The sequence below is a fragment of the Nitrososphaera viennensis EN76 genome, from assembly GCF_000698785.1.
GTDB classification, from domain to species: Archaea; Thermoproteota; Nitrososphaeria; order Nitrososphaerales; family Nitrososphaeraceae; genus Nitrososphaera; species Nitrososphaera viennensis.
In genome coordinates, this window is the sequence record NZ_CP007536.1 from 2,402,604 (window position 1) to 2,426,030 (window position 23,427).

Below are 23,427 nucleotides of genomic sequence, written 5' to 3' on the forward strand. Positions count from 1 at the left end.
AATGAAATCTTGCTCTACTTCAATGATATGTTCGATTTTCCTGTACTATTACTGCAACGCCATGAGATCCAGCTTTTTCCTCAGTAGGGCCCTTATCGCTTTTGTGTAAATCTCGTATATCAGGCCCTCGTCGCCATAATCGATTTCCTTGTCTACATAAGGTCCTGCCGCCTCGATAAGGTAGGCCGAGAGGTTTCTTGCGATAAAATCGGTCAGCTTGCAGTCGCGCATGAACGACTGGTTGTTTAGCGACAGCATCGAAATGACCCCTCTGGCCCTCTCCAAGCGTGCGGGATAGAAATAACCTGCGATGTCTCTGGGAAGGACGCTAAAATCGTAGAGCAGGAGGTACGAGTTTGCCGCAAAGAATTTCTGGACTATGCCGTGCGACTCCTCCTCCTTTTTCACTATGCTGACGAGCTCGTGCTGCTTGAGTATCTTCAGGTGGTGGCTGAGCGCGGCCTTGGAAAGTCCGAGCTCTTCTGCAAGCTGCGTCTGGGTCATGGGCCTGTCTCGCAACATCATGAGAATAGTCCGGCGTATCGTGTCTGTCATGGCCCTTGCCACGGCCTGATCGCCTACTATCTGGACGGCCTTCATCATGTCCTCTCACAATTATTATTAGAGAGTTCTAAATCTTGTCGCAATTTGCCTACGTCACGGATTCCTTTAAAGAAGATATCTCTTTGGCAGTTTCGTTTATGTTCTTTATGACGCCTGACTTTCGTGAATCTTGTACGGCTAGCTTTAATTCCTGCACAAGCTCCTTTATGGCCTGCACCGTCTCCCTTGATACCTGTATCATTTCACCACCACCGCCGCTGCTACCGCCCTCCGTGCTTCCAAAGGAATCCATGACGCCCCTTGCAGACTCGGACGTCTTCTTGATCTCTTCAAAGATGCCCGACGCCTTTAGTTCCCTGAACGTGTTTTCCATCCTGGACGCCGCGTCCTGCATCGACTCTGCCGTCAGCCGGATGTTCTCCATGTTCTTGACCATCTCGGGAGTGCTAAGAGTTTCTATGATCTCCTTGACCTCTTTTGTGGTGTCCTTGATTTTGTCAAGGGAGCTTCGCACTTCGGGAGTACCTATTTCGTGAATTATTTCTATGGCGTTTGACGCCGTTTCTTTTATGTCCCTTAGTTTTCCGCTCATACAGGTTGTTATTGCCGGATCTAATAATAATGACTTTGGGACAAATTGCGCAGAAAGAGGGAGAAAGCTTTTTCGCACCAGATCCATTGTGCCATTGGAATGGCATCATCCCGGAAAAACCAGGAAAGAACTGCACGCAACAAGGCAAAAGCGGCAAACAAGATCTCGGTGACGTCAACGACAAAATCAAAGGTGTGCCGCCAGCAGAGTAGGGTTTGTTTGCATGAATGCAAACGAAGGAAAAGACAAAAAATGCAAAAGCCGGGCATGCCTAGCTGATATGTGCATTTTCTAAATTTCTGGTGATTTCTATGCTTGTTTTTGCAAAATAAATTGTGTCTTAAAACTCTTTTATATTTTTCAACTCTCTATTATGCATGACCAAACAAAGTCTGGAAGTTTCAAGACTCATACACGCCGACAAGGAGCCAAAAATTGGCATTCCCGAAAAAGACCGCGAAGGCGTCATCAAGATTCTGACCGAGTTGTTATGCGATGAATACGTGCTGGTAACAAAGACCAAAAAGTACCACTGGAACGTAGTCGGGCCGGATTTTAGCGAATTGCACAAGTTCCTCGAAGAGCAATATGAGGAGATGGATGAGATCGTAGACAAAGTGGCAGAGAGGATTCGCACGCTTGGCGGGCAGACAATCGCAACGCTTTCTGAATTTACCCAGTACACGCGTCTAAAGGAAGACCCCGGCAGCTACCCTGACACACATACAATGCTTGCAAACCTTCTGGACGCGCACGAAGCAACCATCCGCATCCTTCGCGGCAACGCAGACGAGGCCGACGAAAAATACCACGACATGGGCACCAACGACTTTCTCATAACTTTGATGGAACAGCACGAAAAGATGGCGTGGATGCTCAGGTCCTACCTGACAGAAAAGTCCCATTAACTTTTTCCTCTTTCTTCTTTTTTTTGTAAAATGCAAATAATATCAAAAGCCGAGCTTGAAAGGATCGAATCGATGGTGCGCGTCCTAGAGATCGTGATCACGATTTTCAAGCTCCTTCCAATTGTAATTGGCATCCTGGCAGGGATATCGCTCATTTTTGCCGCCCTCAATTTCGTGGAGAAAAACTATGCTTGGGCGATTGTCAACCTGCTCCTTGGGGTAGCTGGGATTCTCTTTGTGGTCCGCGTGAGCCGGAGTAACGCACCGCATTTTGAGCAGTTTCCTCATGCTGCGGATCAATAATAGCAGCCGCCAACAGTTTTGCATAATCACGCGATGAGGGCTGGCCATTCAGGCACTACGCCCTCATCCGCGGAGGGAGATAACCTCTGCCAATACTAGAAATGGAGAAAATAAAAGGGTTTAACCGGCGCTTGACAAAAGCCGCAAAGCGCTGCTACCATAGAAAAATTCCACTAGTTTCCTATAGACCTAGCCTTCAGTTGCTTAAACAATGATTGCTGCATAGACTTACAAAAAGAGGCGACGCAGAACTTGCTTGATAGTGGTAGTACCAGTCTAAGGACGAACAGGAACATGCTGGCTTTTCTGATGGCCGTCCTGTTCTTTGCATCCCTCAGCACGGTGCTGTTCGAGCTTGCGCTGACCCGCGTATTTTCCATAATCCTGTGGTACGACTATGCGTTCATGGCCATTTCAGTCGCGTTCTTTGGGCTTGGGATAGGCTCGCTCCTTGTGCATATGCAGAAGGACTACGGCAACAGCACGCGGCTCAGACGCAGCGGGATGTGGCGCTGGCTGTCGATGCCGCAGATGACTCCTGCAGCGCTTGCAAAAAAGATAACCGAGCATTCCATCGCGTACGCTATTTCTGTGCCATTGTTCATCCTGGCAGTGGCGCTAATCCCGCCTGACACATCGTACATCTATGTATTCTACCTCCTATCGTCGGTACCGTTCTTTTTTGCAGGGTTCATAATGGCGCTTGTGTTCTACGCCATGCCGCGGCAGATAAGCAAGCTGTACTTTGCAGACCTTGTTGGCGCCTCCTCGGCGGCCTTGATGCTTGACCCACTCATGCTCGGCCTGGGAGCCGAGTCTGTGCTCCTGCTGACGTCGCTTCTGGTCGCAGGGTCTGCAATCGTTGGCATGCTCTTGCTCCTGAGAAACAAGAGAAAGGCAGAGCCGTCAGAGGTCATGACCAAACGGTCGAAAATATCTGCCGCCGCGGTCCTTGCGGGGCTCGCCGTCCTGCTACTGGTCAGCAGCCCTGCCGCAATGGCGGCGATGCAGCCGCAAGTGGCTAAAGGAATTGACTACTTTGCCAAGGTGCACCCCGGGCCCAACAAGGGGCTGTACTGGCAGCTAATAGACCCCAACTTTGAGCACCTGTCGGCGCGGTGGAATTCGTTTTCACGGGTGGACGTCACAAAACAGAATTCCTTTGACAATGTCGACGTTGGCGCCGGCGGCACGCCCGTCAGGAGCCAGCGCGAGCTTGCCAACATCATCATCGACGCCGATGCCGGCACGCCGATATACAGGTGGTCCGGCGACAGGGCAGAGCTTGCATGGATGCGCGACTACATGGACTACGTCCCGTACGATCTGACAGCAAAAGCAGACCATGTCCTTGTAATCGGAGGCGGGGGCGGCGAGGACATCATGATGGCCCTTGCGGGGGGTGCGGACAAGGTGACTGCCGTCGAGATAAACCCGATGATAGTGTCTGCTGTAAAGCGCTTTGGAGGGCCGGGCAACGTGTACGACAATCCGGACGTCGACCTGTTCATAGACGACGGCAGGCGCTTTATCAGCTCCTCAAGCGACAAGTATGACATGATAACGATAAAACTGGTCGACTCGTGGGCGGCGCAGCTTGCCGGAGGCTACGCCCTGTCGGAAAACTACCTCTACACCGTCGAGGCATTCCAGCAGTACTACAGGCACCTGAGCGACGATGGGATGCTGGTCATGATCCGCTGGAACTTTGAGCTTCCCAGACTCATGCCAATAGTGGCCGAGTCGGTGGCGAGGGAGACCGGCCAGAGCATGGAAGACGCCAGCAGGCAGATAATGGTGGTGGAAGACCGCCCCGGCCTGTACTTTGGCCGCACGCAAGACTCGCAGATGTACTATCCTGTGCTTGTCATGGTCAAGGCAGTGCCTTTTATCGACGAGCAGGTAGACTTGGTAAGGCAAAAGGCCGAGGCAGGCCGCGCGGACGTGATGATGCTTGCCGACTCGATGATAAACCCGCCGTACGACAAGCTGTTCTCAAGTGCCAGCGCCTATGACGACTATGTAGCTGCGGCCGCTCTGGCAAACCCCAAGATCCCGACCGACGACTCGCCGTTCTACTTTGCAAAAGAGCCGGTGCCGCAGCAGATGGTCATACTGCTTGAAACCGTGCTTGCCATCTCTGCCGCACTGTCGGTGATTCTTGTGTACCATGCAAGAAGGACCGGGACGAGATTCAGGCAGAGCGAGCCGGGGATGGCTGCGCGCACGGCCGGCTTTGTCCTGTTTGCAATTTTTATTGGCCTTGGCTTTATGATACTGGAAATCACGTTCATACAGAAATTCCTGCTGCTCCTAGGCACCCCGATAATGGCCCTGACGGTGATCTTATTCTCCATCCTGCTGTCAAGCGGCATCGGCGCGTACGTGAGCGGCAGGGTGTTTGGCGACAGGCCGCACAGGGCAGTGTTTTTGTCCGTGCCGATACTTGCAGGCATAATACTGTCCTACCTCTTTTTCCTGCAGGGGATAATCGACTCGAGCATCACGATGGAGCTACCTTCAAGGGCCGCGCTCACCTTCGCTCTCTTGTTCCCCTCCGGACTTTTGATGGGGTTCCAGTTCCCCTCGCTCATCAGGATGGCGTCAATGCCGCTGCGCTTTAACAACGGCACCGGCGATAAGAACAACAATAACAACACTACGCTATTGTGGGGGATAAACGTGGTTGCGTCCATACTTGGGACTGTGCTTGCCGCAATGCTGGCCATGATAATAGGGTTCAACGGGAACCTGCTTGTCGGCCTTGCGATGTACGCCGGCGCAGGCGCGTCGGCGCTGTTGTCGTTTGTCGCCGGAAAAAGGTATGCAAACCAGACGCTTCCGCTGACAGAGCGCGAATAATACCTCTCTCTGTTTATTCATGCGGCCTTGATGGCATAACTAAACATGGCATATGCGCGTGGATTGCTGGGCTGAAACTTGTGTGTGGTGTTTTTATCTACTGCACGGCAATATTCTGAAGCAAGCACTAACTTGATAACAATTGGCTCTGCTTACGCAGCTCGAGTTATTTATTACATATTTGCTCTTGCTTTTTACTAGTTTTATACAGACCGCTTTTGAAATAGTATAATATGTTGCCATACTTTGAATAACCCTTTAAAATTTTGGCCTCTAGTATATGGTGATGTCAGGCCTTAGAGGAAACGGAAAAGTGGTTATCCTAGCCATATTGGCTACTACAGGATTAGCGGCTATATCGGGGACCATAGTTGCACCGCTGGCTTTTGCGCAAAATGCAGTCACGCCAGCCGCACAATTGTCGTCTACGGAATCACTCCAACCAACTGATACTATGCCGGTAGTTGTTACCATGAACTCTAATGATTACATCAACGAGGGCATTACACACAGTAATACTACAAACACAGGCGACGTGATTGTCAATGAGGCTGGAGCTTATCTAATCGTAGCAGCAGGCCAGGTGGGCAAGACGTCGGGTGATACACTTTGCAATGTTGATTTGTGGCTTAGACAAAACGGTGAAGATGTAGCAAATAGCAACACTCGCGCTTCAGTCATTTCAGCAAATGATACCGTTGTGCTCGTATCACAAGCAATTTTACCGTTGAATCAGAATGATACCATAAATGCCATGATCTCAGTATCTGCTACGGACCAAGGCTGCGGTCTCATCAATACCACACCACCGGGTGAGCCTAATATTCCTTCAATGATATTTAGCATTGCAAAGATAAGTGATTGATGGATAAATAGCGAGACATATGCATATCTACCAGTTACACAATCCCCAAATGCATAGGCTGGAAGATGGACTTTTTTTATTCCAGCCTATCTTCATTATTTTCCACTACTAATATGGCATATATCCTGATTACATCAAGACGAATATCCTTTTAGTGTTATTATTTATCCGCCGCACCCGACTTCCAGTCGCGGCTGTAGATCTCGTCTCGCAGCTTTTGTCCTTTGAACATGTGGAAATACGCGTTCCTTACCTTGCTCTGCCTTTCAAGCTCTGCCTGTATCCACAGGTTCTCAAACATCGAGTAATACGTAAAGACCGTAGACTCGCTGTTGGAATACGTTGCAAGTCCCGTGGCGTCTGAAAACGTGTTCTTTGAATCGTCGCTCACTTCAATCGCAAGCGAGTAGGTCTGGTCTGTCACCAGCGTCGTGATCTTGCTCTTTACGGCTTTTTCGATAAATGCCACGTTGATGCGATCGTGCTTTTGCTTGATCTTTTGCTTGGAAGCGTCCTTCATGGTTTCGTCGTCGACCTTGACCAGCACCTTCACGGCCACCCCGCGGCCGCTGGCCTCTCCAAGCAGGTCCAGTATGCCGTCTTTTTCCGCCCTATAAAAGGAATTGATGGTTGAAAAGAGGACGAGGATGTCAAACGTAGCAGAATCTGCCAGCACCTTTGCAAGATGCAGAATCCTAGAGGGCTCTCTTATGGTCTCGATGAACTCCCTCTGGATTCCTCGCTCTATTTCGCGGAGCTTGTCCTTTGCAGGGACCGTCCTGCTCAGCAGGTTGTCAAACAGGTATTGCTGCATCCTGACAAACTGCGGGTGTTTGGTCACGAGCGCCTGATCAGAGCGCTTTTCATTGCCGCCGCTGCCTGCATGGCAAAAGATGTACATCGAGCCGTCAACAATGCAAAAGCTGCCGCCGGCAATAATTCCATCTCCATGATGCACGTCCGCGTATTTTATCAGCTGCCTGGAAGCCACGGCGGTGTCTTTGGTGATGTTGGTGATGATGCGCAACTGCAAGTTCTTTTTCTTCAGCTCTGCAAGAAACGCCGCCAACTGTTTTGCATTTGACCCCTGCCCGAACCCTGCAAGGGGATCAAGGCAGAAATCAATCTTGTCAGATGCGTCGGACAAGAGGCTGAAAATGTCAGGACCGTCGGCTAGCGCGACAAATCCTCCGCCATCGTCATCAGCAGGATTGTTATACGACGACGATGATGATCCGCGACCCAACCTGTCTGTTTCTTGGAATGCTAAAGATATAAAGTAACAGTGCGTCTTATGTGAGATTTTTATAGCAAGTTATGATCACGAAATTAATTAAATATATGATAGCAAGTCTTATATTCTAAATTTTCTGTTATAACCCCTGTGCCGATTTTTCTCGACGTCCACAAGGTGCCGTTCAGCGAATCAAACCTGAAGGAACTGTGCATGTCGCCGACCGACGAGTTTGGAGTCACACACGTCAACCTTTTCTACAACATGGATTCCGGCGTGTGCTTTTGCCTGCTAGAAGGGCCTGACATTGATGCCATCGAAAAGCATCATTCCAAGGCCAACATCAAGTGCGAATGGATAACAGAAGTCACGCTGGCACAGCCATTCCCGCCTAATAGTCCTGGCAAACCAACAAAAACAACAGCTTAATCGCCTTCAAACCGTTTGTGCTGCACGAGGTCGTGCTGGTTCTGGAATTCTTTGCCGCGCGTATCGCATATGTAATTTGATGGCGTCGTGGGAGGGATCTCTGGATAGTCCTTTCTTTCCTCGCTCTTGTTTGCAACCTCTCTTTTCATTTATGCTCCCGCCGCGTATCTCCCGCCTCGCAAAGTTGGGGCGTTTTCTTGTCTCGTCAGATATCTGGCTCTGCTGCTTGTACTTTTTGCCGTTTTCCTCTATCGCCTTGCGCAGGTGGTACGTGTCCCTGAACGCGATATAGCCGTCAAGGCCTTCAAACAGCCCGATGACGTCTTGATCCTGCGTTTTGTTTCTGGCGTGCTCCAAGATCTTGTGCTTGAACGCCGGGAACGGCAGGCCTTCCAGCTGGCCAATCGCGCTGTCTATGAACCGGTCGTCTCCTCTTGCGACCCGCTCTATGGCGCGGTTGATTTTTTCGGTGTCAAATGTTGACCGGTGGGCCGCCGCGCTGATGGTGTCCTTGCTGCGGTCAGGGGCGCGTTCTGTCGTCATGCATCTTATTCGCGCCAATTTTTAAAAGCAGTTTCCGGATGGCCTGCTTGCGTTGAAGAATGTTGCCGTAGTCAAAAATAGCCCTCTTACGCTTATTATGTCGCGTCATCTCTGTTGGTGGACAAGAAGCTGTTCGTCGTAGTCATCGCAGCAACAAGCCTGATATTGATAGCTGTGGTTGTGGCTTTTGCGTCCGGGGTGTTGCAGCAATCATCCCTGTCGCCATCATCCTCATCGCCAGCTATGCAGAATGACAAGATTGGATTTTACACTGGCACAGACAACGGTAGCCTCATAGTTGATCAGAGAGGCGATGCAAGGCCAGACAAGCAATACAAAACGAGCACTGTGCCGGCTGTCATGGGATATCATGACATCCTGTGGGCCGGCGTCCGCAAGATCGATAATAGCGGCGCGTTTCTCCTGACAGCCGGGCTTGCTGGCGATCCTAACATGAATGAAAAATACGAAACAACCTATGTATGGCACATTATCACTTCCACACACGTCTACACGGCAATCTTGCCAAATTTTGCGCCAGACTCTAATTTTGCCGCAAAGGGGTGGTATTTTGCTGTCTATAACAACACCCGTGAGAAGTACATAGTACCAATGACGCGAATATCGGACATGCCAAAAGACAGGGTTGAATTTCCGCTTGAGGCGTCGCTTATAGGCAATCCGCAGTCGTTTCACTACTGGGTGAGCGTGCACGTGAGGGTTGATGCCCAGAACCTCGACAAACCTCCTGACTATTTGATGGATTATGCTCCATGATGATTATGATGGCTCTCTGGTTCCTTCTTCAACATCTGTGCAGCCTTTACAAAACACAGTGATGAATGGACGGATGTGAAAGAAGAAGCTTGGCAAAGATAGATCTCTCTCTACATTGTCTTGCTGAAATCCCACGCAGAGAAGAATTTCGGCGTGATCTCGATCACGAGCTCTGTCCCATTTCTGGCGTTTTCCATCAACATCTTTGCCAGCGGGTGTTCAAGCGTGCCAAGGTACTTTAGGTTTATCTTTTCCATGACTGCCGCGTTCTTTTGCCTGTCTTCGGATATGCTTGCTTCTCCCCTTCCTTTTACCCCCTTGTACGGAAAGTTCTCGTCGTCAATGGAAAAGTAGATCTTGTCAGGGTTCCTCCGTATGTTCTGGATCTTTTTTGTCATCTTTTGTGTGCCGGCGTATATCTTGCCGGATTCCCTGTCGTAGTAGAACCAGATGGGTTGGATATTCGGGTAGCCTTCCTCGTCAATGGTGGCCAGCTGGATGTTGAGCTTGCTTTCAAGGAATCTTTCGACTTCTGCTTCGGTGACCGGACTTGGCATGCCCGGCATAGCTTGTACAAGTTTCATGTGCATATACCTTAGAGTCAAATTTTGATATAAACATTGAGAGCACCGTAACAAAAAATGTACGAACGTTCATTGTGTCAGTGATGATCTTTTTCGCGCGATTCTGGTGAAATAGCCCGTGTGGTAATGCATGGCATGGTTGGTCAAACCCGTATATAGAAAGGGAGCACTATATGCTGCATGGCAGGAGAAGCCAGAGGGTTTCAAAAAGTGGCAAACAAGGGCGACTTGAAGGAAGGCGGCCTTCTAGGAGTCGAGGTCGAAGGAAACAAGATTGTGCTGGCCCTGGTGGAAGGCAAGGTATATGCTATGGACGCGGTCTGCTCCCACGAAGGAGGGCCCCTAGAAGAAGGCGAGCTTATGGGGCACGACCTCAAATGTCCCTGGCACCATGCTCTTTTTGACGTGCGCAGCGGTAAAGTGTCTGATGCAACGGTGTGGGCGACCGACCAAAAGTCTTATCCTGTGCAGGTTGACCAGTCGACAGGTGACATTCTGGTAAACATTGGCAGCGGAGCAGCAACTACAAGCACAGCGTAGCAGTATAGTGTACAAGTCGTTATTCTTGTAATGTCGTGTCATCTTGGGGTTCTTGGTTTGCGGAGCATCGGAAAGATGGTCGGCGACTTGCCCGCCTGGATGGTGCCAAGTAGCTCAAACCCGTGCCGTTCGTAGAGGGGGATATTCTTTGGATTTGAAGATTCAAGATAGGCAAGCTTGTGGTCGCGATCGCACGTGACAAGTGCATGCTGCATTAGAACAGAGCCGAATCCCTTGCCTTGTTGAGACGGGTCGACGCCTATGAGCGGCAAATACCAGTGCGGCTCGCTTGGATGATAGCTGCCCATCTGCTCAAATACCGAAAGGACGTCCTTTTGAATCTCTGCAGGCACGGTGCGTCGCAACAGCGTGTCTAGACCTTCTTCGTCAGGGTGGACGTCCGGTGGAAGCCACAGCGCTGCGCCGGCGTAGCCGTCAACATAGAATGCGCTCCCATGTGCAAACGCTCTTCCTCCGAATGCCTTGACAAAGCCAGGGAAATGCGTGAGGTACTGTTGCGGGTCAGGCCACGCCCAACGCGCAGCAGGGTCCGCGCTAAACGCCAGTACCAGGACATCAATTGCCGGAGCCTGGTTGGACGCTGTAGCGATCTTGATTAGTGGGGCTGTCATAATTCTTGAGGTAGAAATAATGATTGCATAGCAAAAAATATTGTTTTCCTTTCACAGCAAGTGAGAGGATCTGTCGATTTAAGCATCTCTTGCTCGTAGTTTACTCTCTCTTTTTGTAAACATCAAGATGTTGGGTTTTCCAAACAAACACTTTGGTGTAAAAGTCGGCCATGTGCTTTCTGTCCTCTGCTGGAATTTTCAAAATGAACTGGATGTTCATCTTCTATTATTGCCCTGCGTATGCTTTTTGCAGAGTGGCAATATCAAACTTTTTCATTTTAAGAAACGCTTCGGTTACTCGCGCTATTTTCTTCTCGTCTTTATCCTTCATCATCTCGCCCATAACAGTAGGCACAACCTGCCATGAGAGGCCATACTTGTCTTTGAGCCAGCCACACTGTTCGGCTTCGGGAACTGCAGAAAGCTTGTCCCAGTAGTAGTCAATCTCTTCTTGGGTGTCACAATATATCATGAATGAGACAGACTCGTTGAACTTGAAAAGAGGTCCCGCACTTATGGCCATAAACGGCTGACCGGAGAGCTCAAATGAAACGACATCGCAATCGCCAGATGGCGTGTCGCGGATTGTCGTCACATTCGTTATCCTTGAGTTCGGGAATATGGATGCATAGAACTCGGCCGCCTCCTTCGCTTCTTTGTCAAACCATAAATGTGGTGTGATTTTTTGGATAATAGCTTTGTTCATAGGTGTCCTATAGCAAATGGGATAAAAGGCATTGCTCCCCAAGGGGAGTCTTGCTAGAAAGGTCACCGATGATATCTTTTCAATTACTTGCTTCAACGTATTTTTTAAAGTTGTCCAAAATAGCTTGCCATCCGCCACGCTGCATTTCAAGGGGATTAGTGCTTTCGGCTTCAAAAGTTTCCACCACTTTGGTTTCAACATCGTTATTCTTTGTGAAAGTAACCTTCACTTTTCTTTCATCGTCAAGAGTGTAAGCAATCAATTCATTCCTTTTTATTTCGTCATATGCGCCGACAAAGTCAAAGCCAAAGCTGCCATCTTTTGCTTCCATTCGGTAAAGGAATTTTCCACCTGCCCGCAAATCATTTTCTGCCCGTGGTGTGTGCCAGTCGTCTGAAGCATTGTTCCATTTAGTAATGTGCTCGGGAGTAGTCCAAAGTTTCCAAACTTTTTCTACAGGAGCATTGATTACTGCTTGAACTTTGATTGTTTTTTTCGTGTCCACAATATTAATTATGTTCGTTAGTAAATAAAGTCTCAGCTAGCGCATAGTGTCAAGCGAAGAAGCAGAAAAACTGATAACAGAAGGCTGGAAGTTCATGTGGTTCTTCCGACCGGAAAAGTTATCGTAGAAAAAAGGTTTCTGAACCCAATATGAGAGCGGGCCCGTCGGGATTGCATCATGCGAGTTGGCATGATTTTTGGTAGAACCCCTTGACGGACTGGCAAGAAATTATTTCTTGTCTGGCTCCACAGTGCGTCGTATTCTCTTACGGCATTGTGGAACAACATCATTATCCGAAAACTACTGGAATGATATAAGGTTATAGAATAATTCTTCGTTTATAGCATGGTGGACATGGTGGACACATTGCAACAGTTTCAGCCGTACTGTTTCAGTATAGCGACGTTGTTATTCTGAACGATTTTCATAGCGACACTCAAACGACGAACCGTCGATTCAAAGTCATAGAGAGCTTGCTGCCATAGGAAACCGCTCTTTTGCCATTGTTTGACAATACTACGTTTGCCCTTGTTCTTGTGAATTATCATTCCATAAGTGATAGTATCGAAGATATCAGAGTGTGTCTTTGAAGGTAGTTCCCAGACTCCGCAGTTCTCTTTCAAATAGTCGTTGGTCTGTTTTTGGATGCCTGCGATATTGTCCTTGTATTCTTTGTCGATAGGCAGAGACTGGTACAACTCGTCCATCTTTCGCAGAGAAATCTTCTCTCTTCCGTCATTTGTGAACAACCGGATTTTTAAAACAGCTGACTGAACATAATCTGAATCGTATCCTCGTCGTTCGTACGTGCTGATTTTCTGCCTCCCCTCCGGGGTAACATCACCAAACTTGATGTCGAAGGAGTGTGGCTTTTCTGCAATCTCTTTTACCAAGCCAGAACCTAATAGTTCCTCCACAGTTTCATTGAAAAGCTCTAATCTCTCTATTGCAGTCTTATTCAGGACGCTCTTACCCAAGGATTCCGAAAATTAGAACATGGAAGCTGATATATTTACTGTAAATTCCTCACTTATGAAAGGACTCGAAACCCGCCTGCTTTACACAAGGGTTGGCGTTATTTTCCCTCGTCATACTTCGCTAATAGAGACTGCGGTCAATATGCTTGCCTCGGCAAAATAACAATCGTTTTTGCGCAATGAAATCACTAACGTTCCGAGACTCTATTCAGCTATGTAGTTATACTCTAAGAGAACTTTGTTTATGCCCGAATCATGTAGCACCTCTATGACGATCTTGCCTTTTGGCGCAAAATCCTTTGAAACAGTGATCGTTATGGGAAAGGACATAACTTTTGAATCTGGCTCAAGAACGGCATCAATCCTCTTTTGAAGGCTGCCTATCATGTTAGTAATGTTCGTACCGAGCTCCGGAACAATATTGACATGGTAAGAATCTAGGTATGCAACGCTATTTCCGACGTTCGTGAGAAATACATTGATAGTGAATGTTTCATTTTCATGTAAACGCATTATATTGACTTGCGGGGATGTTGTTACATCAATTACGGAAGCAGTACCATTAGCTCCACCTTTGATAGTGTATGTGGTAGATTCCTCTTTATCAAAGCCCGTGCGAGGAATGGCGTACATTACAATATGGGATTGTTTAACCAAGGCCTCACGCATTAGACCTGTTTGATTTTTCATCACTGCAAGCTCTTGTTCTTGCACCCTGAACTCATTTGCTTGTTGGGTCAACTGAAGGATTGAAAAGATACCCGTGATCAGCCCTCCGACGGCGGCCACTGCAATGCCCACAAGCAGTGCGTCTTTTTTTGATTCAGACACTAGGAATCTTGTAGAAGATTCTTCTTATTAAGCTAGATACTACATGCGGGAAAAAGCAAACTCGCCGAACCTGTTAAGTTTTGAAGCGTACAATTCTGTTGTCTTTGTCTGGTTTGTCAAGAATGGTAATCTGCTTCCAAACGGGAGGTCCATTCTTGGCAGTTACTATGACTCTGGCATCGCCCGGATTGATTATCCTATTTCTTGCTGGAGGATGAAGCCAGCCATCTTCAACAGGTGCAATTATGTACGGAATGTCTTCGCCAGTCCTATAAGAGGAAAGGATAACATTCACGGAGTCGCTAACTATTGAAAGTCGTTGTTGAGTTTCAATTGACAAACTATCAATGTATTTTCTAAGGGCTCCCATTTCCGAGATAAAGTGTAATACTATCTGATCGCGGTCATCTAAGAATACCGCACACAAATCAAGATATTCTAATGAACATGAGTTAATCGTTATCTTGTTGCGCTCACTAGGAAGATGCCAACAAACTTTTAGCTTGGTTTTTTTAATTTCTAATACGCCCTTACAATTGTCGGCCGCATTTCTTCCCAAATTTTCTACGATAATTCTGCTAACATAGTATCTAAGGACAAATCTTCTATATCGCTTCGGTATGGCGGGATCGGTAGTCTCGAAAGCCACGAGGTCTATTGGCACAACTGGAATTTCTGAAGTATCTACACATAGCTTTGGCCGCCTATGCCTATCGAGGCCGATATTAGCTCCAAAGAGTGCTAAACCTGCGACCGATCCGCTTATTACAAATTGCAATATCAGAAAGATGGGATTCTGACTGATCTCAATTCTAATTGGGGGGTTTGGTCCCTGAGAGGAGGTAGTTATACTATTTTGTCGATGATCGGTGCCTGAATCTATCATAGAGTCGTTAAGTGAAATCTTTTCGGCCACGTTAATCTGCTTACTTTCGGGAGCAGACGAGTTGAAGTCATTGGCGGATGTATTCGATAGTTGCGCAAAGACATCCTGAGAATTAAGCGGAAGCAAGGCAACCCATATGAAAAAGGTTAGCCAAAGGACCAGAATAGGGCGCGCCAACACCTATTTCCAGATAATTGTTCTATTATTTCTTATGCTGAAAATTGTACTTTACCATTAGAGTTTGACCTCTTTGCAACTTTTGCCAACAGTAAAATCATCTCCAGAGAGAAGGACTTGTTTCGCGGGCTCCAATCTCTTTTATGACTTGGAGCTATCGAGAGAATAGCCACCATGCTAGGTAATAAAGTTATATAACAAATTGTTTTTTATGAGAAGGTAGACAGATTGCAACTATTGCAATGGTTGTAACATTAGTGTTGGGTTGACAGATGGCAAACAAAGATCGGAGCGAGGCAGAAGAACAAGAGCGTCTGGACTATATCTTTCAGCACAATTACAATCGCATCGAACAAGCGGCCAAAAGGCTTGAGCGAAAAGGGGGTCAGTTCTCGATGAAGATTTCTGCCGAAAAAGGAGAAAGCGTTCAAAGCGAATATACTGTTCCCGATGAAGATGCCACGATGGAGTTTGCCCTCGCCCTTGCCAGATTTGCACTTCCTGACACCTCATACACCATCGACCATTGGTTGAAATTCCTCCGCGAGTTAGCCGGTGAGAAACATTCTCTAGAGTTTGACAAGATTGAAAAAACATTACAACAGATCCGAGAAGGGAATACGCTCCTTACCCTGAACCAAGAGAAAATAACAGATGCCAAGGCATACGAAATAATGGCTCGGCAGGTAGTCTTTGCAAACGATACGGACGCAATAGCCTATGAGCAGGAACTGCTAAAACATGGCGATATCATTCGCCAATTCATGTGGATGAAGTACGACAGCTACTGCCTTGGACTCTGGCAATTACTTCAATGGGTTCATGATTACCGCAAGAAACATGGAATCAGAGCCGCACATGTTAACCGCGAAACCATTTGCATTTATTGCAAAGCAACGCAGGGCGACTTTGACCACGTAGAGCATACAATACCTGAGAGTCTTGGAAACGAATACGGCTTCCTTCCAAGAGGATATGTCTGTGGAGATTGCATGGCCGCCTTGAACAGCATAGAGGACGGCATCAATGATATGCTTCCGTTCTCTCTGGCCTTGATTACTACCAGCATCGGGAACAAGAAAGGCAAGCTTCCGTCACTGAAGTCACCCGAAATCCACATCCAGAAGAAGAGCCCCAACAAGCTGGTGTTCAAGTCCTTCGGAAAAAAGGGGGAACTCCGGGAAGAACCAGTGCAAGGTGGCGGTCATAAAATCAGCATCACTGTAAGCGGGCGCTTCGATGTACATAGAATTGCGCGGATGCTTTCCAAAGCTGCACTTGGAACCATCGCATTGGTGAAGGGTCGTGACGCAGTACTGGACGCCAAGTTCGATGACATAAGACGTTACATAATCAAGGGCGGTACATTTCCGAACAAGTTAATGATATTCAAAGAGGGACTCCCTTCCCCTCGCATGGAAGCGGAGTGGTATGAGGTTGAGGGTGTCCCGGTGGTGAAACTCATTGTCTTGGGTTTCATTTTCATTGTAATCTTGGGTGAGAGACCTAAGTTCGATCCTCGTGATGAGCTTAAACCGCATATCATGATGTATGACTTGTCGCTTGAAAAACCAGAGGCAGCAGTTGAGAAGATGGATGGAACAAACCAAACATAAGGTGACGGATGCAAATCCCTACAGCAATGTTATATAATGCTGTTACAATTTATCTCCGAAAAAGCGGTGGTAAAAAAGGTGGGCTCCGAGGGCACAGCAGATGATGATGCAAGAACAAGAAAGAAGAGCGCCAAGAAGGAGAGGATGAATAACGATTACGAAAGTCCTGCGGGGTACGCTGCTAGACTAAGAGGTGAACCAAATAATTTGGTGGATGTAAAGGAGATGACTGCAGAAGAATATGGACGTTATATAATAGAGAATCTTAGAAAATTAGACATGGAGTATGAGGAAGAACGCCGGCGTTTTGGAAGGGCCCGTATTGACATGCCATAGGTCGATATTGAATTGGATCCTAATATCTTCATCAAAAGTGTCCAGTTCCTAGGCACCCAAGGCAACAAAGGCGCTATCCAGATAGACTACATTCAAAGAATTATCAATAACAACCGTACAAATGTGACTGAAGAGGAACGGCGCAATCCCGTTATCTTTGACAAGCCATGCAAGAACTTTGTAGAAGTTGAGATTAGCGTAGTTACCGGGCGGGATTCCTCAAAATGGCTATCAGGCGGCAACTTTGACTTCCAGACGAATACCGGCTCCGGGTATGTCTTGCATCTGCGCTATCCTGACTACGATGAGCCTGTAAAAGAGGTGATCGCGATTATTCGTGGTATGGGCTTTGCCTGCTATCCCGGAAAGAAGAGTACTACTTGTTTTCTTGCAGGCAAGGAGCCTAACGAAAGGGAGGAAATTAATCTGCTAAACGAGGTGTGCGAGACGGTCAAGGCAAAGATGCCTGCTCAGAATTAGTTTAGCACCATTCAAAGTTGCACTTATCATAAGTAGTATAAACACGCTCTACCCTGTTCTCTAAAATCAGGTGACTTTATTAGCAACGCTCTTTCTAGAAAAGTATTATGAAACAAATATCACCACAACTCTTGGCAATGAAGAAAAGCGGAGGGAGGCGAACGGAAGAACAGAAGCAACTGTACCTAAAGATCCTTGCGGCGCGTCAGTCGCTGACGGAGGAACGCTGGTCCCGCCTGCAGGCAAAAGGCCAACGCGGATGACAAGCAGCACCTGAAAAAGAAAGGAAGAGTGCTAGGCTCAGCGTCCCTGTAATCTCTTGTTGATAACATCGATGTCTAACCATCTGCCTCTGCTACCTTTTACAACCCAACGCTTGCGATGGCCCTTCTCGATGTGCTCATCAACTTCTGAAAGCCCTAGCATCCTCTTATACAACCCATCGCCCACGTACGACCGGTCAATAAAACGACGGTCGCAGAATGGACACTCTTCGTACTTAACATCCCTTGTTTCTTTTGGCTTGGATTCCATTACTCTTTTTCACTCTACTTTGTTTGCACGTCCCAAGCCATACCATACCAAAACGGAAGGCCGCGCTGACATGCGAGCGACGGCAATCATCCTAATTGTTCTCATGCTAATATACTTTGCCGAGATATAGCATGGGACTTATGACAAGTGGAAAACGCTATAAGGTCAGGCGCTTAGAGATACTCGTACAGCCTTTGAAGCACTTGAATCGGATAGACACATCCGCGCCTCTTGCAGGACTGTGAGAAGAAGATGATGATTCTGACGATACCGGTCGGGAAGGAGGAGAGAGCGCAGCATACGAAGAAGATGCACCTGACGCGATAACTGATCGATTGCCTGCGAGCGTGGTCATGAAAATAGACAGCATGGCGACTGCAGAAGAGTTCATTTACTTTTTTGCAAGCTTTAGATCCTCCCTCGCTGCTACTTATTTCGCGCTGAAAGATGCTCAAAAAGCGGTACCTAGACCATACTTTTTTGGCAACTATCTGTACGATCTGGTAGCAGCTTGGAATCTAACGCATCCGGAGCAATTATTAACACTTGGCTATATGATGACAGCAACAGAACGAATTGCAAACGAAGGAGCAGTTTATGAACGACTTGACGCGCCCTGCTATCGATAATTAGCTAGTCCTTTCGAGGCCGGCCGCGCTGTTTGCGTGTTTTGATGCTCTCTGCCTTGCTGTATAGCTCGGGTACAGCCTTTCGCGCAAACTTGACGTACAGGTCAAGCGCCTGCACTCTGGTGCACGACAAATTGCCCTTCTTGTCTACCGAGACTGCGACAGGCACCTGCGCCTGCGTGTCGTACATAACGACTCTCCCCGGACCCTTGCTGACGAGCATGAGCCGGGGAAGGTTCTGCCTGTTTATGTACAGCCTGACAAGCAGTTCGACGTAATCAGAAATGAGCGGGTTTCCGTACACTTCTCCCACTTCTTTCTGGAAGGCTTGAAACTCTGACTTTAGAGTATTCACAGTTGGCTTTAGCAGGTTTATTGTCTTGTACCCGTAGTTCGTCAGGTAGGGCCGCTGCTCCTTCTTTACTGCCAACTTGTCGGGAGTGCTCTACCCCAGTAGATAAAACTTGTGACTTGTCACAAGAATGGCAAAATGATTAATTATTTGAGAATATCGTTTCCTGCAAGCGTCTAATGCACCAAAAACGTTGTGTAACTTGTTGCATAGACGGGAAGATTCAAGCTAGCCCTGAAAATACACAAATACTAAACTTTTACTTCAGCGATCATAAAGCAATACTAACAATTTTTCCGACTTTATTATCTATTATCTGGTATATCTATCCCCCTACTAGGCCAGTGATTCTGTCAGTTCTAGGTAATGCTACATCTAAAGGGGTAGATTGCTAGTGGTTCAAGCACTCGTACGGAGAAAGAGCCGTCTAAGGGTCAAGGGTATCAAAGTCAAGGACAGGGGAAAGATCAAAGAAGCTATAACGATCAGCATACAAAACGGCAACTATACTACCAGAGAAATAGGCATTGACATTGGCAAAGACCATAGCACCATATCACGGTATCTGACGGAAATGGAAAGAGAAGAAAGGTGGGGAATCAAGCGCGATGCCAATGGCAATATCATCATATCGCTGCAAAAGCAAATAGCTCAACAGTACCAGAGATTAGACAAGGAACCGTTCAACCAGCTGCCATCCATTCAAAAATGGATAACCTACCTGAAATCTGGCAAGATTCCAGCTAGAAGAATAAGATACATGACAAACATGGTCCATGAGATATCCGACCAGCTAAAGGTCATGCCTGAAACCATTGTTAGCTTTGGAGTGCCGATAGACGCTGCAAAGCGCAAAGAAATAGCTATAGAGTACTGGCAGCACTTTCTAGCTTGGTTCAACTCTGCATATCCACAGATGCAGAGGACGAGAAATATCACTACATTCCGAAGCTTCCTTTCGGCGCACAACATCAACTTTGCCCACGGTGAAGGCAAGCGCTATGGGCTGTCAACTACGCCGGAAAAGCTTGGTGAATACAAGGATATCATGCTCACACCGGAGCAGATAGACAGGATAAACAAAAGACTGGAAAACGAGGGCGACTGGCTATCTTGGAGCTTTATGAACATCGATCTGCATACCGGAGCTAGAGCCTTTGCGATGGCATCTATGAGCTGGGACAGGATTGCCATGTCTCCTATCTTTAGAGTGGAGCAGTTCGAGCCCAAGATAAAGAAAGGCTCATGGTATCTTGGAAGTGAGGGCAAGTGGTGGGTCAAGTACCCGACTGAAGAATGCCGCGCTATTGTTGAAACTGCTTATGACAGGCTACCAAAAGAAAGAAAATTCCTGTTCTTTGAGGATGCCAAGAGCGACAAGGCAAACGCGCTGCAGGTGGCATATTTTATGAGAAAGATGGCAGTCAGGCTCAAAAAGATATTTTCAGAGCTTGACATAAGCAGCTGGCTAAATGAAAAGACGAGGATGTACGCGCTTGGAGACGGATTGTACTTCACCGGACATCCATTGCATTTGTTCAGGCATACAATGGCTCAATACTATCTTGCAGCGACAAACTGGTCACTCGCTTACGTGGCAAGCTTGGGTGGATGGGAAAATACCGAAGTGCTGAACAAGTGCTACGGCGGCATTCCAGAGCATATCAAGGCACAGATTGCTAAGTCAGTTCATGTTAAGTTTGATAAACTAGATCTTTGTGTTGCAGTTGCTGCAGAATATACATCGTTAATTTCTCGCATCAGGTAGAACAGTCCAGAGGAACTCGGACTCGAACAATCAATACTTGCCTCAGAAAAATCTATAATATTGTTCCAATTTCAGTTGCAATGTGGATATTAAACAGAGAAGAATGCTACTTCTTCAGAATCCCTCCACACTCAACCGCGAAGAAACTTGGCTTCGTGAAGCTTACGCCAACATAGTATCCAATCTGCTGGAGTACGCTACGGATCCTTCTTCTAACATTGATCCTTTCGCTGCAAAGTTCATGGGCATTGAGGCTCTTGAAAATAATAAGGAAGAATATCGCGCCTTCATGGAGGTTACGTCCTACTTTTGGGGTTCCAAAGGAGGAAGAGGAGCTTTAATAGAAAAGATAATGGCTGCGGCTGCTGGCACCACCGCAGCTAATGGAATACTCCTTTCAAAAATACCCAAATGGATAGCGTCTATCAAAGGCATCCAAGATGTTAAGGAGTGGAAGTCTACTGGGAGTGATCCTAAGCTGAAGTTTGACTTATTGAATGTAATTGGCAACAGGCTCGTATTCTTGGAGATAAAGAATAGAGTGGATAGTGGCGGTACTGCTGCCAGAGAGGAGGCACTGGCAAAGAAATTCCTAAAACTAGCCGAGATGATTCAGAACGGAATCCCAATCTATATTGGCGATGGTGTTGACATGGATATTGCACAAACCTTTCTCGGACTTGGTATCAAGAGATTGGAAATGCATGCAGGTTTCTTGTTTAACTCCAAAGGGGATGAAGCAACGATAGAAGATGATAAATCAAAGGGATTCTATGGACAGAGCAAGAGGCTACTGGAGGAATATTTTAAGAAACACAACAATCGCTTCTCTGTAAAGCTAACTTACGATACAAACAACCAAAGGCTGAGTTTTGAAAAAGACGGCTTGGCCGTAATTATCGATTTGCTATACGGAAGCGATGTTACCAAGAATTTTACCCATGAACAATTGAACCTTGGGAAAGTCATGAACAAGGTGTTTAGGAAGAAATGGGATGACATTTGGTTGTCTGTAAAGATGGCAATCTCTCAGAGAACCCTTTTACTAAGAGATGGAAACAACATTATTGGCGAAATAGGACGTTCATTAACTAAAAAAGCTGACCCGGGTTTCATTGTAAATTATGACAAATTTGTGGCGAACCCAGAAGATATCAAAAGTTTAATGGAATGTGTTAGAATCATTAAACAAAAGATAGGCTCATCATCGTCAACAGCCGATGGCGAAATAGCTGATTGTGTTTATGCATACGCTGGCGTCCACTATCCCTATAAAAAGTTTAAATCCTCTGTGGAGGTCTGACAAGATGGAAAGCTCATCTGGATGATCTCCTATAATTTACTCAAAGGCGATTCCCTTAAGGTTCTAAGAGAACTCGCAAACGATCCTAATGAGAAAGGAAAATATCGCGTGATCATAACTTCTCCACCATATTATGGTCACAGACACTATGGCAAGAATGGTGTCGAAGAGGTAGGCCGGGAAAAGACAGACCAGCAATTCATCGACAAACTAGCCGAAATCTTTGGAACTTGTAGAGATTTACTGACGGAAGATGGTTCACTTTGGATAGTCATAGGCGATACTCGCCGAAATAACAGCAAACTTATGATTCCCCACAGGCTGGCACTGAAACTGGTTGAAAAGAGCTACACATTCAGGGAGGATATAGTCTGGTACAAGAAAAATAATGTGTCAAGTAGTGCTAAGAACAATCTTTCTCAAGCTTACGAGTTTATTCTATTTCTGTCCAAGAATGATTCATCATATACCAACCTCGACCTCATCAGGGTAAGAGGCAATGAGGCCAGAGAAGGAAGGAATAAGACTCCTCCGCCTGAACTCATACAACACAAGCCTATTAATCCCGACAAGAAGAAAATTGCTCAATTAGAAGAAATTATCCACAATGCAGAGCCAGACACGCCATTTAGTGCGCTGCCTTCTACAAGCGAGATTTCATTGGCATACGGTTATGATCCAGAGAAGTATTGTCCTACTTGCTTTAGAAAGTTCAAGAGACACGCTACGCGCAAGAGAATTGGCGACCACAAACATTATCCGATATTTGCAGTATGCAATCCGATTGGCAAAAACCCCGGCAACGTCTGGGAAATATCTACGAAGGCACATTATGGTAACGAGCATTTCGCGATCTTCCCCGAAGACCTTGTTGCTCGCATAATCAATTTTGCATCACAGGAAGGAGACTGGGTTCTCGACCCTTTCATGGGAAGAGGCACAACTGGCATAGTCTGTGCGTTAACTGGCAGGAACTTCAAAGGGATTGACTTATATGAAAAGAACGTGAAAACGTCAGAAGAAAACATTGAAGAAGCTATGAAAGGAACATACGACAACAAATTGATAAACGCAGTAGCGAGAGAAACGAAATTAGCGGAGTCCATAGAGGATAAGATGACGTTAGAAACTTACCTGCTAACAGATGGTTCATTTTCTAAATAAATAATGTCGTTACTTCAAAGTGCTTGTTCATTATCCAATTTGACGATTCTATCGAGTCTGCCGCTTATCCAATGAACCTTGTCTGTCATTTCATATACCACATTCCAAATATGCAAGGCTTGCCGTGAACCGGTGATCATAAAGTGTGTGCCTGATTCTCGTATACGATATGTTTTATTTGCCATATCTGGCAGAATACTCTAGAACTGTATTCTATATTAGTTTTACAAACATTAGAGAAATGAGCTTGAAACGAGGCCTACTTTTTTTTTAACAAAGAACAGACTTTCTTAACATAAGCCACTTTTTTTGACAAAGCCCCAAATTTCA

At 46.7% G+C, this 23,427-nt stretch carries 28 protein-coding genes; 15 read left to right on the plus strand and 13 right to left on the minus strand.

From position 1 onward, the window contains the following. Positions 1-48: 48 nt before the first annotated feature. Both NVIE_RS13715 and NVIE_RS13720 read right to left on the minus strand, forming a co-directional pair. Positions 49-603, minus strand: a complete 555-nt coding sequence (locus NVIE_RS13715) for an ArsR family transcriptional regulator (RefSeq protein ID WP_075055758.1) — start codon at positions 601-603, stop codon at positions 49-51. A 49-nt stretch (positions 604-652) separates the two neighbouring features. Beyond that, positions 653-1,156, minus strand: coding sequence for a hypothetical protein (locus NVIE_RS13720; protein WP_075055759.1), 504 nt, complete (start codon positions 1,154-1,156; stop codon positions 653-655). Positions 1,157-1,191: 35 nt separating this feature from the next. Between NVIE_RS13720 and NVIE_RS15670 the strand changes: the two genes are divergently transcribed. From NVIE_RS15670 to NVIE_RS13745, 5 genes are all read left to right on the plus strand, one after another. Further along, positions 1,192-1,368, plus strand: a complete 177-nt coding sequence (locus tag NVIE_RS15670) for a hypothetical protein (protein ID WP_227717399.1) — start codon at positions 1,192-1,194, stop codon at positions 1,366-1,368. A 165-nt stretch (positions 1,369-1,533) separates the two neighbouring features. Then, the gene (locus tag NVIE_RS13730; RefSeq protein WP_075055761.1) at positions 1,534-2,064 is read left to right on the plus strand and encodes a Dps family protein; all 531 of its coding nucleotides are present in this window, start codon (positions 1,534-1,536) and stop codon (positions 2,062-2,064) included. Between the two features lie 30 nt (positions 2,065-2,094). After that, positions 2,095-2,367, plus strand: a complete 273-nt coding sequence (locus tag NVIE_RS13735; protein WP_144239765.1) for a hypothetical protein — start codon at positions 2,095-2,097, stop codon at positions 2,365-2,367. Positions 2,368-2,619: 252 nt separating this feature from the next. Then, complete coding sequence (locus NVIE_RS13740) at positions 2,620-5,229, plus strand: spermine/spermidine synthase domain-containing protein (protein WP_144239766.1); 2,610 nt, start codon at positions 2,620-2,622, stop codon at positions 5,227-5,229. Between the two features lie 280 nt (positions 5,230-5,509). Further along, complete coding sequence (locus NVIE_RS13745) at positions 5,510-6,094, plus strand: hypothetical protein (RefSeq protein WP_075055764.1); 585 nt, start codon at positions 5,510-5,512, stop codon at positions 6,092-6,094. A 160-nt stretch (positions 6,095-6,254) separates the two neighbouring features. On the opposite strand, the gene NVIE_RS13750 is transcribed toward NVIE_RS13745, so the two are convergent. Next, positions 6,255-7,340: a PX domain-containing protein gene (locus NVIE_RS13750; protein ID WP_144239767.1), complete on the minus strand. Its 1,086-nt coding sequence runs from the start codon at positions 7,338-7,340 to the stop codon at positions 6,255-6,257. A 138-nt stretch (positions 7,341-7,478) separates the two neighbouring features. Between NVIE_RS13750 and NVIE_RS13755 the strand changes: the two genes are divergently transcribed. Beyond that, positions 7,479-7,757: a nickel-binding protein gene (locus tag NVIE_RS13755; protein ID WP_075055766.1), complete on the plus strand. Its 279-nt coding sequence runs from the start codon at positions 7,479-7,481 to the stop codon at positions 7,755-7,757. Between the two features lie 6 nt (positions 7,758-7,763). Here NVIE_RS13755 and NVIE_RS13760 read toward each other — a convergent pair whose 3' ends face one another. After that, complete coding sequence (locus tag NVIE_RS13760) at positions 7,764-8,300, minus strand: DUF2795 domain-containing protein (protein WP_144239768.1); 537 nt, start codon at positions 8,298-8,300, stop codon at positions 7,764-7,766. A 114-nt stretch (positions 8,301-8,414) separates the two neighbouring features. Here NVIE_RS13760 and NVIE_RS13765 point away from each other — a divergent pair, with 114 nt between their 5' ends. Next, positions 8,415-9,077 (plus strand): hypothetical protein, encoded by a 663-nt coding sequence (locus tag NVIE_RS13765; RefSeq protein WP_075055768.1) that lies wholly within the window; start codon positions 8,415-8,417, stop codon positions 9,075-9,077. 110 nt (positions 9,078-9,187) lie between these two features. Here the strand turns inward: NVIE_RS13765 and NVIE_RS13770 are convergent, their stop codons facing one another. After that, on the minus strand, positions 9,188-9,661 hold the full coding sequence (locus NVIE_RS13770; RefSeq protein ID WP_075056226.1) for a pyridoxamine 5'-phosphate oxidase family protein: 474 nt from the start codon (positions 9,659-9,661) through the stop codon (positions 9,188-9,190). Between the two features lie 180 nt (positions 9,662-9,841). Here NVIE_RS13770 and NVIE_RS13775 point away from each other — a divergent pair, with 180 nt between their 5' ends. After that, the gene (locus NVIE_RS13775) at positions 9,842-10,201 is read left to right on the plus strand and encodes a Rieske (2Fe-2S) protein (protein WP_075055769.1); all 360 of its coding nucleotides are present in this window, start codon (positions 9,842-9,844) and stop codon (positions 10,199-10,201) included. Positions 10,202-10,239: 38 nt separating this feature from the next. On the opposite strand, the gene NVIE_RS13780 is transcribed toward NVIE_RS13775, so the two are convergent. The 6 genes from NVIE_RS13780 to NVIE_RS13805 all read right to left on the minus strand — a co-directional run bounded on the left by NVIE_RS13780 (position 10,240) and on the right by NVIE_RS13805 (position 14,768). Then, entirely contained in the window at positions 10,240-10,833 is a 594-nt protein-coding gene (locus NVIE_RS13780) for a GNAT family N-acetyltransferase (protein WP_075055770.1), read from the minus strand. A 226-nt stretch (positions 10,834-11,059) separates the two neighbouring features. After that, positions 11,060-11,539 carry a VOC family protein gene (locus NVIE_RS13785; RefSeq protein WP_075056227.1) on the minus strand — a complete coding sequence of 160 codons (480 nt, stop codon included), beginning with the start codon at positions 11,537-11,539 and terminating at the stop codon, positions 11,060-11,062. 79 nt (positions 11,540-11,618) lie between these two features. Beyond that, on the minus strand, positions 11,619-12,047 hold the full coding sequence (locus tag NVIE_RS13790; RefSeq protein ID WP_374213700.1) for an SRPBCC family protein: 429 nt from the start codon (positions 12,045-12,047) through the stop codon (positions 11,619-11,621). 374 nt (positions 12,048-12,421) lie between these two features. Further along, entirely contained in the window at positions 12,422-13,021 is a 600-nt protein-coding gene (locus NVIE_RS13795) for a hypothetical protein (RefSeq protein WP_075055772.1), read from the minus strand. Between the two features lie 204 nt (positions 13,022-13,225). Next, positions 13,226-13,852 (minus strand): hypothetical protein, encoded by a 627-nt coding sequence (locus NVIE_RS13800; RefSeq protein WP_075055773.1) that lies wholly within the window; start codon positions 13,850-13,852, stop codon positions 13,226-13,228. A 73-nt stretch (positions 13,853-13,925) separates the two neighbouring features. Further along, positions 13,926-14,768, minus strand: coding sequence for a hypothetical protein (locus NVIE_RS13805; RefSeq protein ID WP_144239769.1), 843 nt, complete (start codon positions 14,766-14,768; stop codon positions 13,926-13,928). Positions 14,769-15,187: 419 nt separating this feature from the next. Here NVIE_RS13805 and NVIE_RS13810 point away from each other — a divergent pair, with 419 nt between their 5' ends. The 3 genes from NVIE_RS13810 to NVIE_RS13820 all read left to right on the plus strand — a co-directional run bounded on the left by NVIE_RS13810 (position 15,188) and on the right by NVIE_RS13820 (position 17,347). Beyond that, the gene (locus tag NVIE_RS13810; RefSeq protein WP_075055775.1) at positions 15,188-16,531 is read left to right on the plus strand and encodes a hypothetical protein; all 1,344 of its coding nucleotides are present in this window, start codon (positions 15,188-15,190) and stop codon (positions 16,529-16,531) included. 66 nt (positions 16,532-16,597) lie between these two features. After that, the gene (locus tag NVIE_RS13815) at positions 16,598-16,867 is read left to right on the plus strand and encodes a hypothetical protein (protein WP_144239770.1); all 270 of its coding nucleotides are present in this window, start codon (positions 16,598-16,600) and stop codon (positions 16,865-16,867) included. Positions 16,868-16,879: 12 nt separating this feature from the next. After that, positions 16,880-17,347, plus strand: coding sequence for a hypothetical protein (locus tag NVIE_RS13820; RefSeq protein ID WP_075055777.1), 468 nt, complete (start codon positions 16,880-16,882; stop codon positions 17,345-17,347). A 300-nt stretch (positions 17,348-17,647) separates the two neighbouring features. Here the strand turns inward: NVIE_RS13820 and NVIE_RS13825 are convergent, their stop codons facing one another. Further along, a complete protein-coding gene (locus NVIE_RS13825; protein ID WP_075055778.1) occupies positions 17,648-17,881 on the minus strand; it encodes a hypothetical protein in 234 nt (77 codons plus the stop codon). 353 nt (positions 17,882-18,234) lie between these two features. Between NVIE_RS13825 and NVIE_RS13830 the strand changes: the two genes are divergently transcribed. After that, the gene (locus NVIE_RS13830; protein WP_144239771.1) at positions 18,235-18,510 is read left to right on the plus strand and encodes a hypothetical protein; all 276 of its coding nucleotides are present in this window, start codon (positions 18,235-18,237) and stop codon (positions 18,508-18,510) included. Positions 18,511-18,514: 4 nt separating this feature from the next. On the opposite strand, the gene NVIE_RS13835 is transcribed toward NVIE_RS13830, so the two are convergent. Further along, positions 18,515-18,940, minus strand: coding sequence for a hypothetical protein (locus NVIE_RS13835; protein ID WP_075055780.1), 426 nt, complete (start codon positions 18,938-18,940; stop codon positions 18,515-18,517). A 724-nt stretch (positions 18,941-19,664) separates the two neighbouring features. Here NVIE_RS13835 and NVIE_RS13845 point away from each other — a divergent pair. The 3 genes from NVIE_RS13845 to NVIE_RS13855 all read left to right on the plus strand — a co-directional run bounded on the left by NVIE_RS13845 (position 19,665) and on the right by NVIE_RS13855 (position 23,097). Further along, positions 19,665-20,630, plus strand: coding sequence for a hypothetical protein (locus tag NVIE_RS13845; RefSeq protein WP_227717400.1), 966 nt, complete (start codon positions 19,665-19,667; stop codon positions 20,628-20,630). A gap of 82 nt (positions 20,631-20,712) precedes the next feature. Further along, positions 20,713-21,933: a hypothetical protein gene (locus tag NVIE_RS13850; RefSeq protein ID WP_144239772.1), complete on the plus strand. Its 1,221-nt coding sequence runs from the start codon at positions 20,713-20,715 to the stop codon at positions 21,931-21,933. A gap of 21 nt (positions 21,934-21,954) precedes the next feature. After that, positions 21,955-23,097: a DNA-methyltransferase gene (locus NVIE_RS13855; RefSeq protein ID WP_075055782.1), complete on the plus strand. Its 1,143-nt coding sequence runs from the start codon at positions 21,955-21,957 to the stop codon at positions 23,095-23,097. Positions 23,098-23,427: the final 330 nt, after the last annotated feature.

What these genes read in the sequence shown, in the direction of transcription:
- NVIE_RS13715 (WP_075055758.1), bottom strand. Translation starts at nt 603, where the DNA reads ATGATGAAGGCCGTCCAGATAGTAGGCGATCAGGCCGTGGCAAGGGCC.
- NVIE_RS13720 (WP_075055759.1), bottom strand. Translation starts at nt 1,156, where the DNA reads ATGAGCGGAAAACTAAGGGACATAAAAGAAACGGCGTCAAACGCCATA.
- NVIE_RS13730 (WP_075055761.1), top strand. Translation starts at nt 1,534, where the DNA reads ATGACCAAACAAAGTCTGGAAGTTTCAAGACTCATACACGCCGACAAG.
- NVIE_RS13735 (WP_144239765.1), top strand. Translation starts at nt 2,095, where the DNA reads ATGCAAATAATATCAAAAGCCGAGCTTGAAAGGATCGAATCGATGGTG.
- NVIE_RS13745 (WP_075055764.1), top strand. Translation starts at nt 5,510, where the DNA reads ATGGTGATGTCAGGCCTTAGAGGAAACGGAAAAGTGGTTATCCTAGCC.
- NVIE_RS13760 (WP_144239768.1), bottom strand. Translation starts at nt 8,300, where the DNA reads ATGACGACAGAACGCGCCCCTGACCGCAGCAAGGACACCATCAGCGCG.
- NVIE_RS13770 (WP_075056226.1), bottom strand. Translation starts at nt 9,661, where the DNA reads ATGAAACTTGTACAAGCTATGCCGGGCATGCCAAGTCCGGTCACCGAA.
- NVIE_RS13775 (WP_075055769.1), top strand. Translation starts at nt 9,842, where the DNA reads ATGGCAGGAGAAGCCAGAGGGTTTCAAAAAGTGGCAAACAAGGGCGAC.
- NVIE_RS13780 (WP_075055770.1), bottom strand. Translation starts at nt 10,833, where the DNA reads ATGACAGCCCCACTAATCAAGATCGCTACAGCGTCCAACCAGGCTCCG.
- NVIE_RS13785 (WP_075056227.1), bottom strand. Translation starts at nt 11,539, where the DNA reads ATGAACAAAGCTATTATCCAAAAAATCACACCACATTTATGGTTTGAC.
- NVIE_RS13810 (WP_075055775.1), top strand. Translation starts at nt 15,188, where the DNA reads ATGGCAAACAAAGATCGGAGCGAGGCAGAAGAACAAGAGCGTCTGGAC.
- NVIE_RS13825 (WP_075055778.1), bottom strand. Translation starts at nt 17,881, where the DNA reads ATGGAATCCAAGCCAAAAGAAACAAGGGATGTTAAGTACGAAGAGTGT.
- NVIE_RS13830 (WP_144239771.1), top strand. Translation starts at nt 18,235, where the DNA reads ATGAAAATAGACAGCATGGCGACTGCAGAAGAGTTCATTTACTTTTTT.
- NVIE_RS13845 (WP_227717400.1), top strand. Translation starts at nt 19,665, where the DNA reads ATGCCTGAAACCATTGTTAGCTTTGGAGTGCCGATAGACGCTGCAAAG.
- NVIE_RS13855 (WP_075055782.1), top strand. Translation starts at nt 21,955, where the DNA reads ATGATCTCCTATAATTTACTCAAAGGCGATTCCCTTAAGGTTCTAAGA.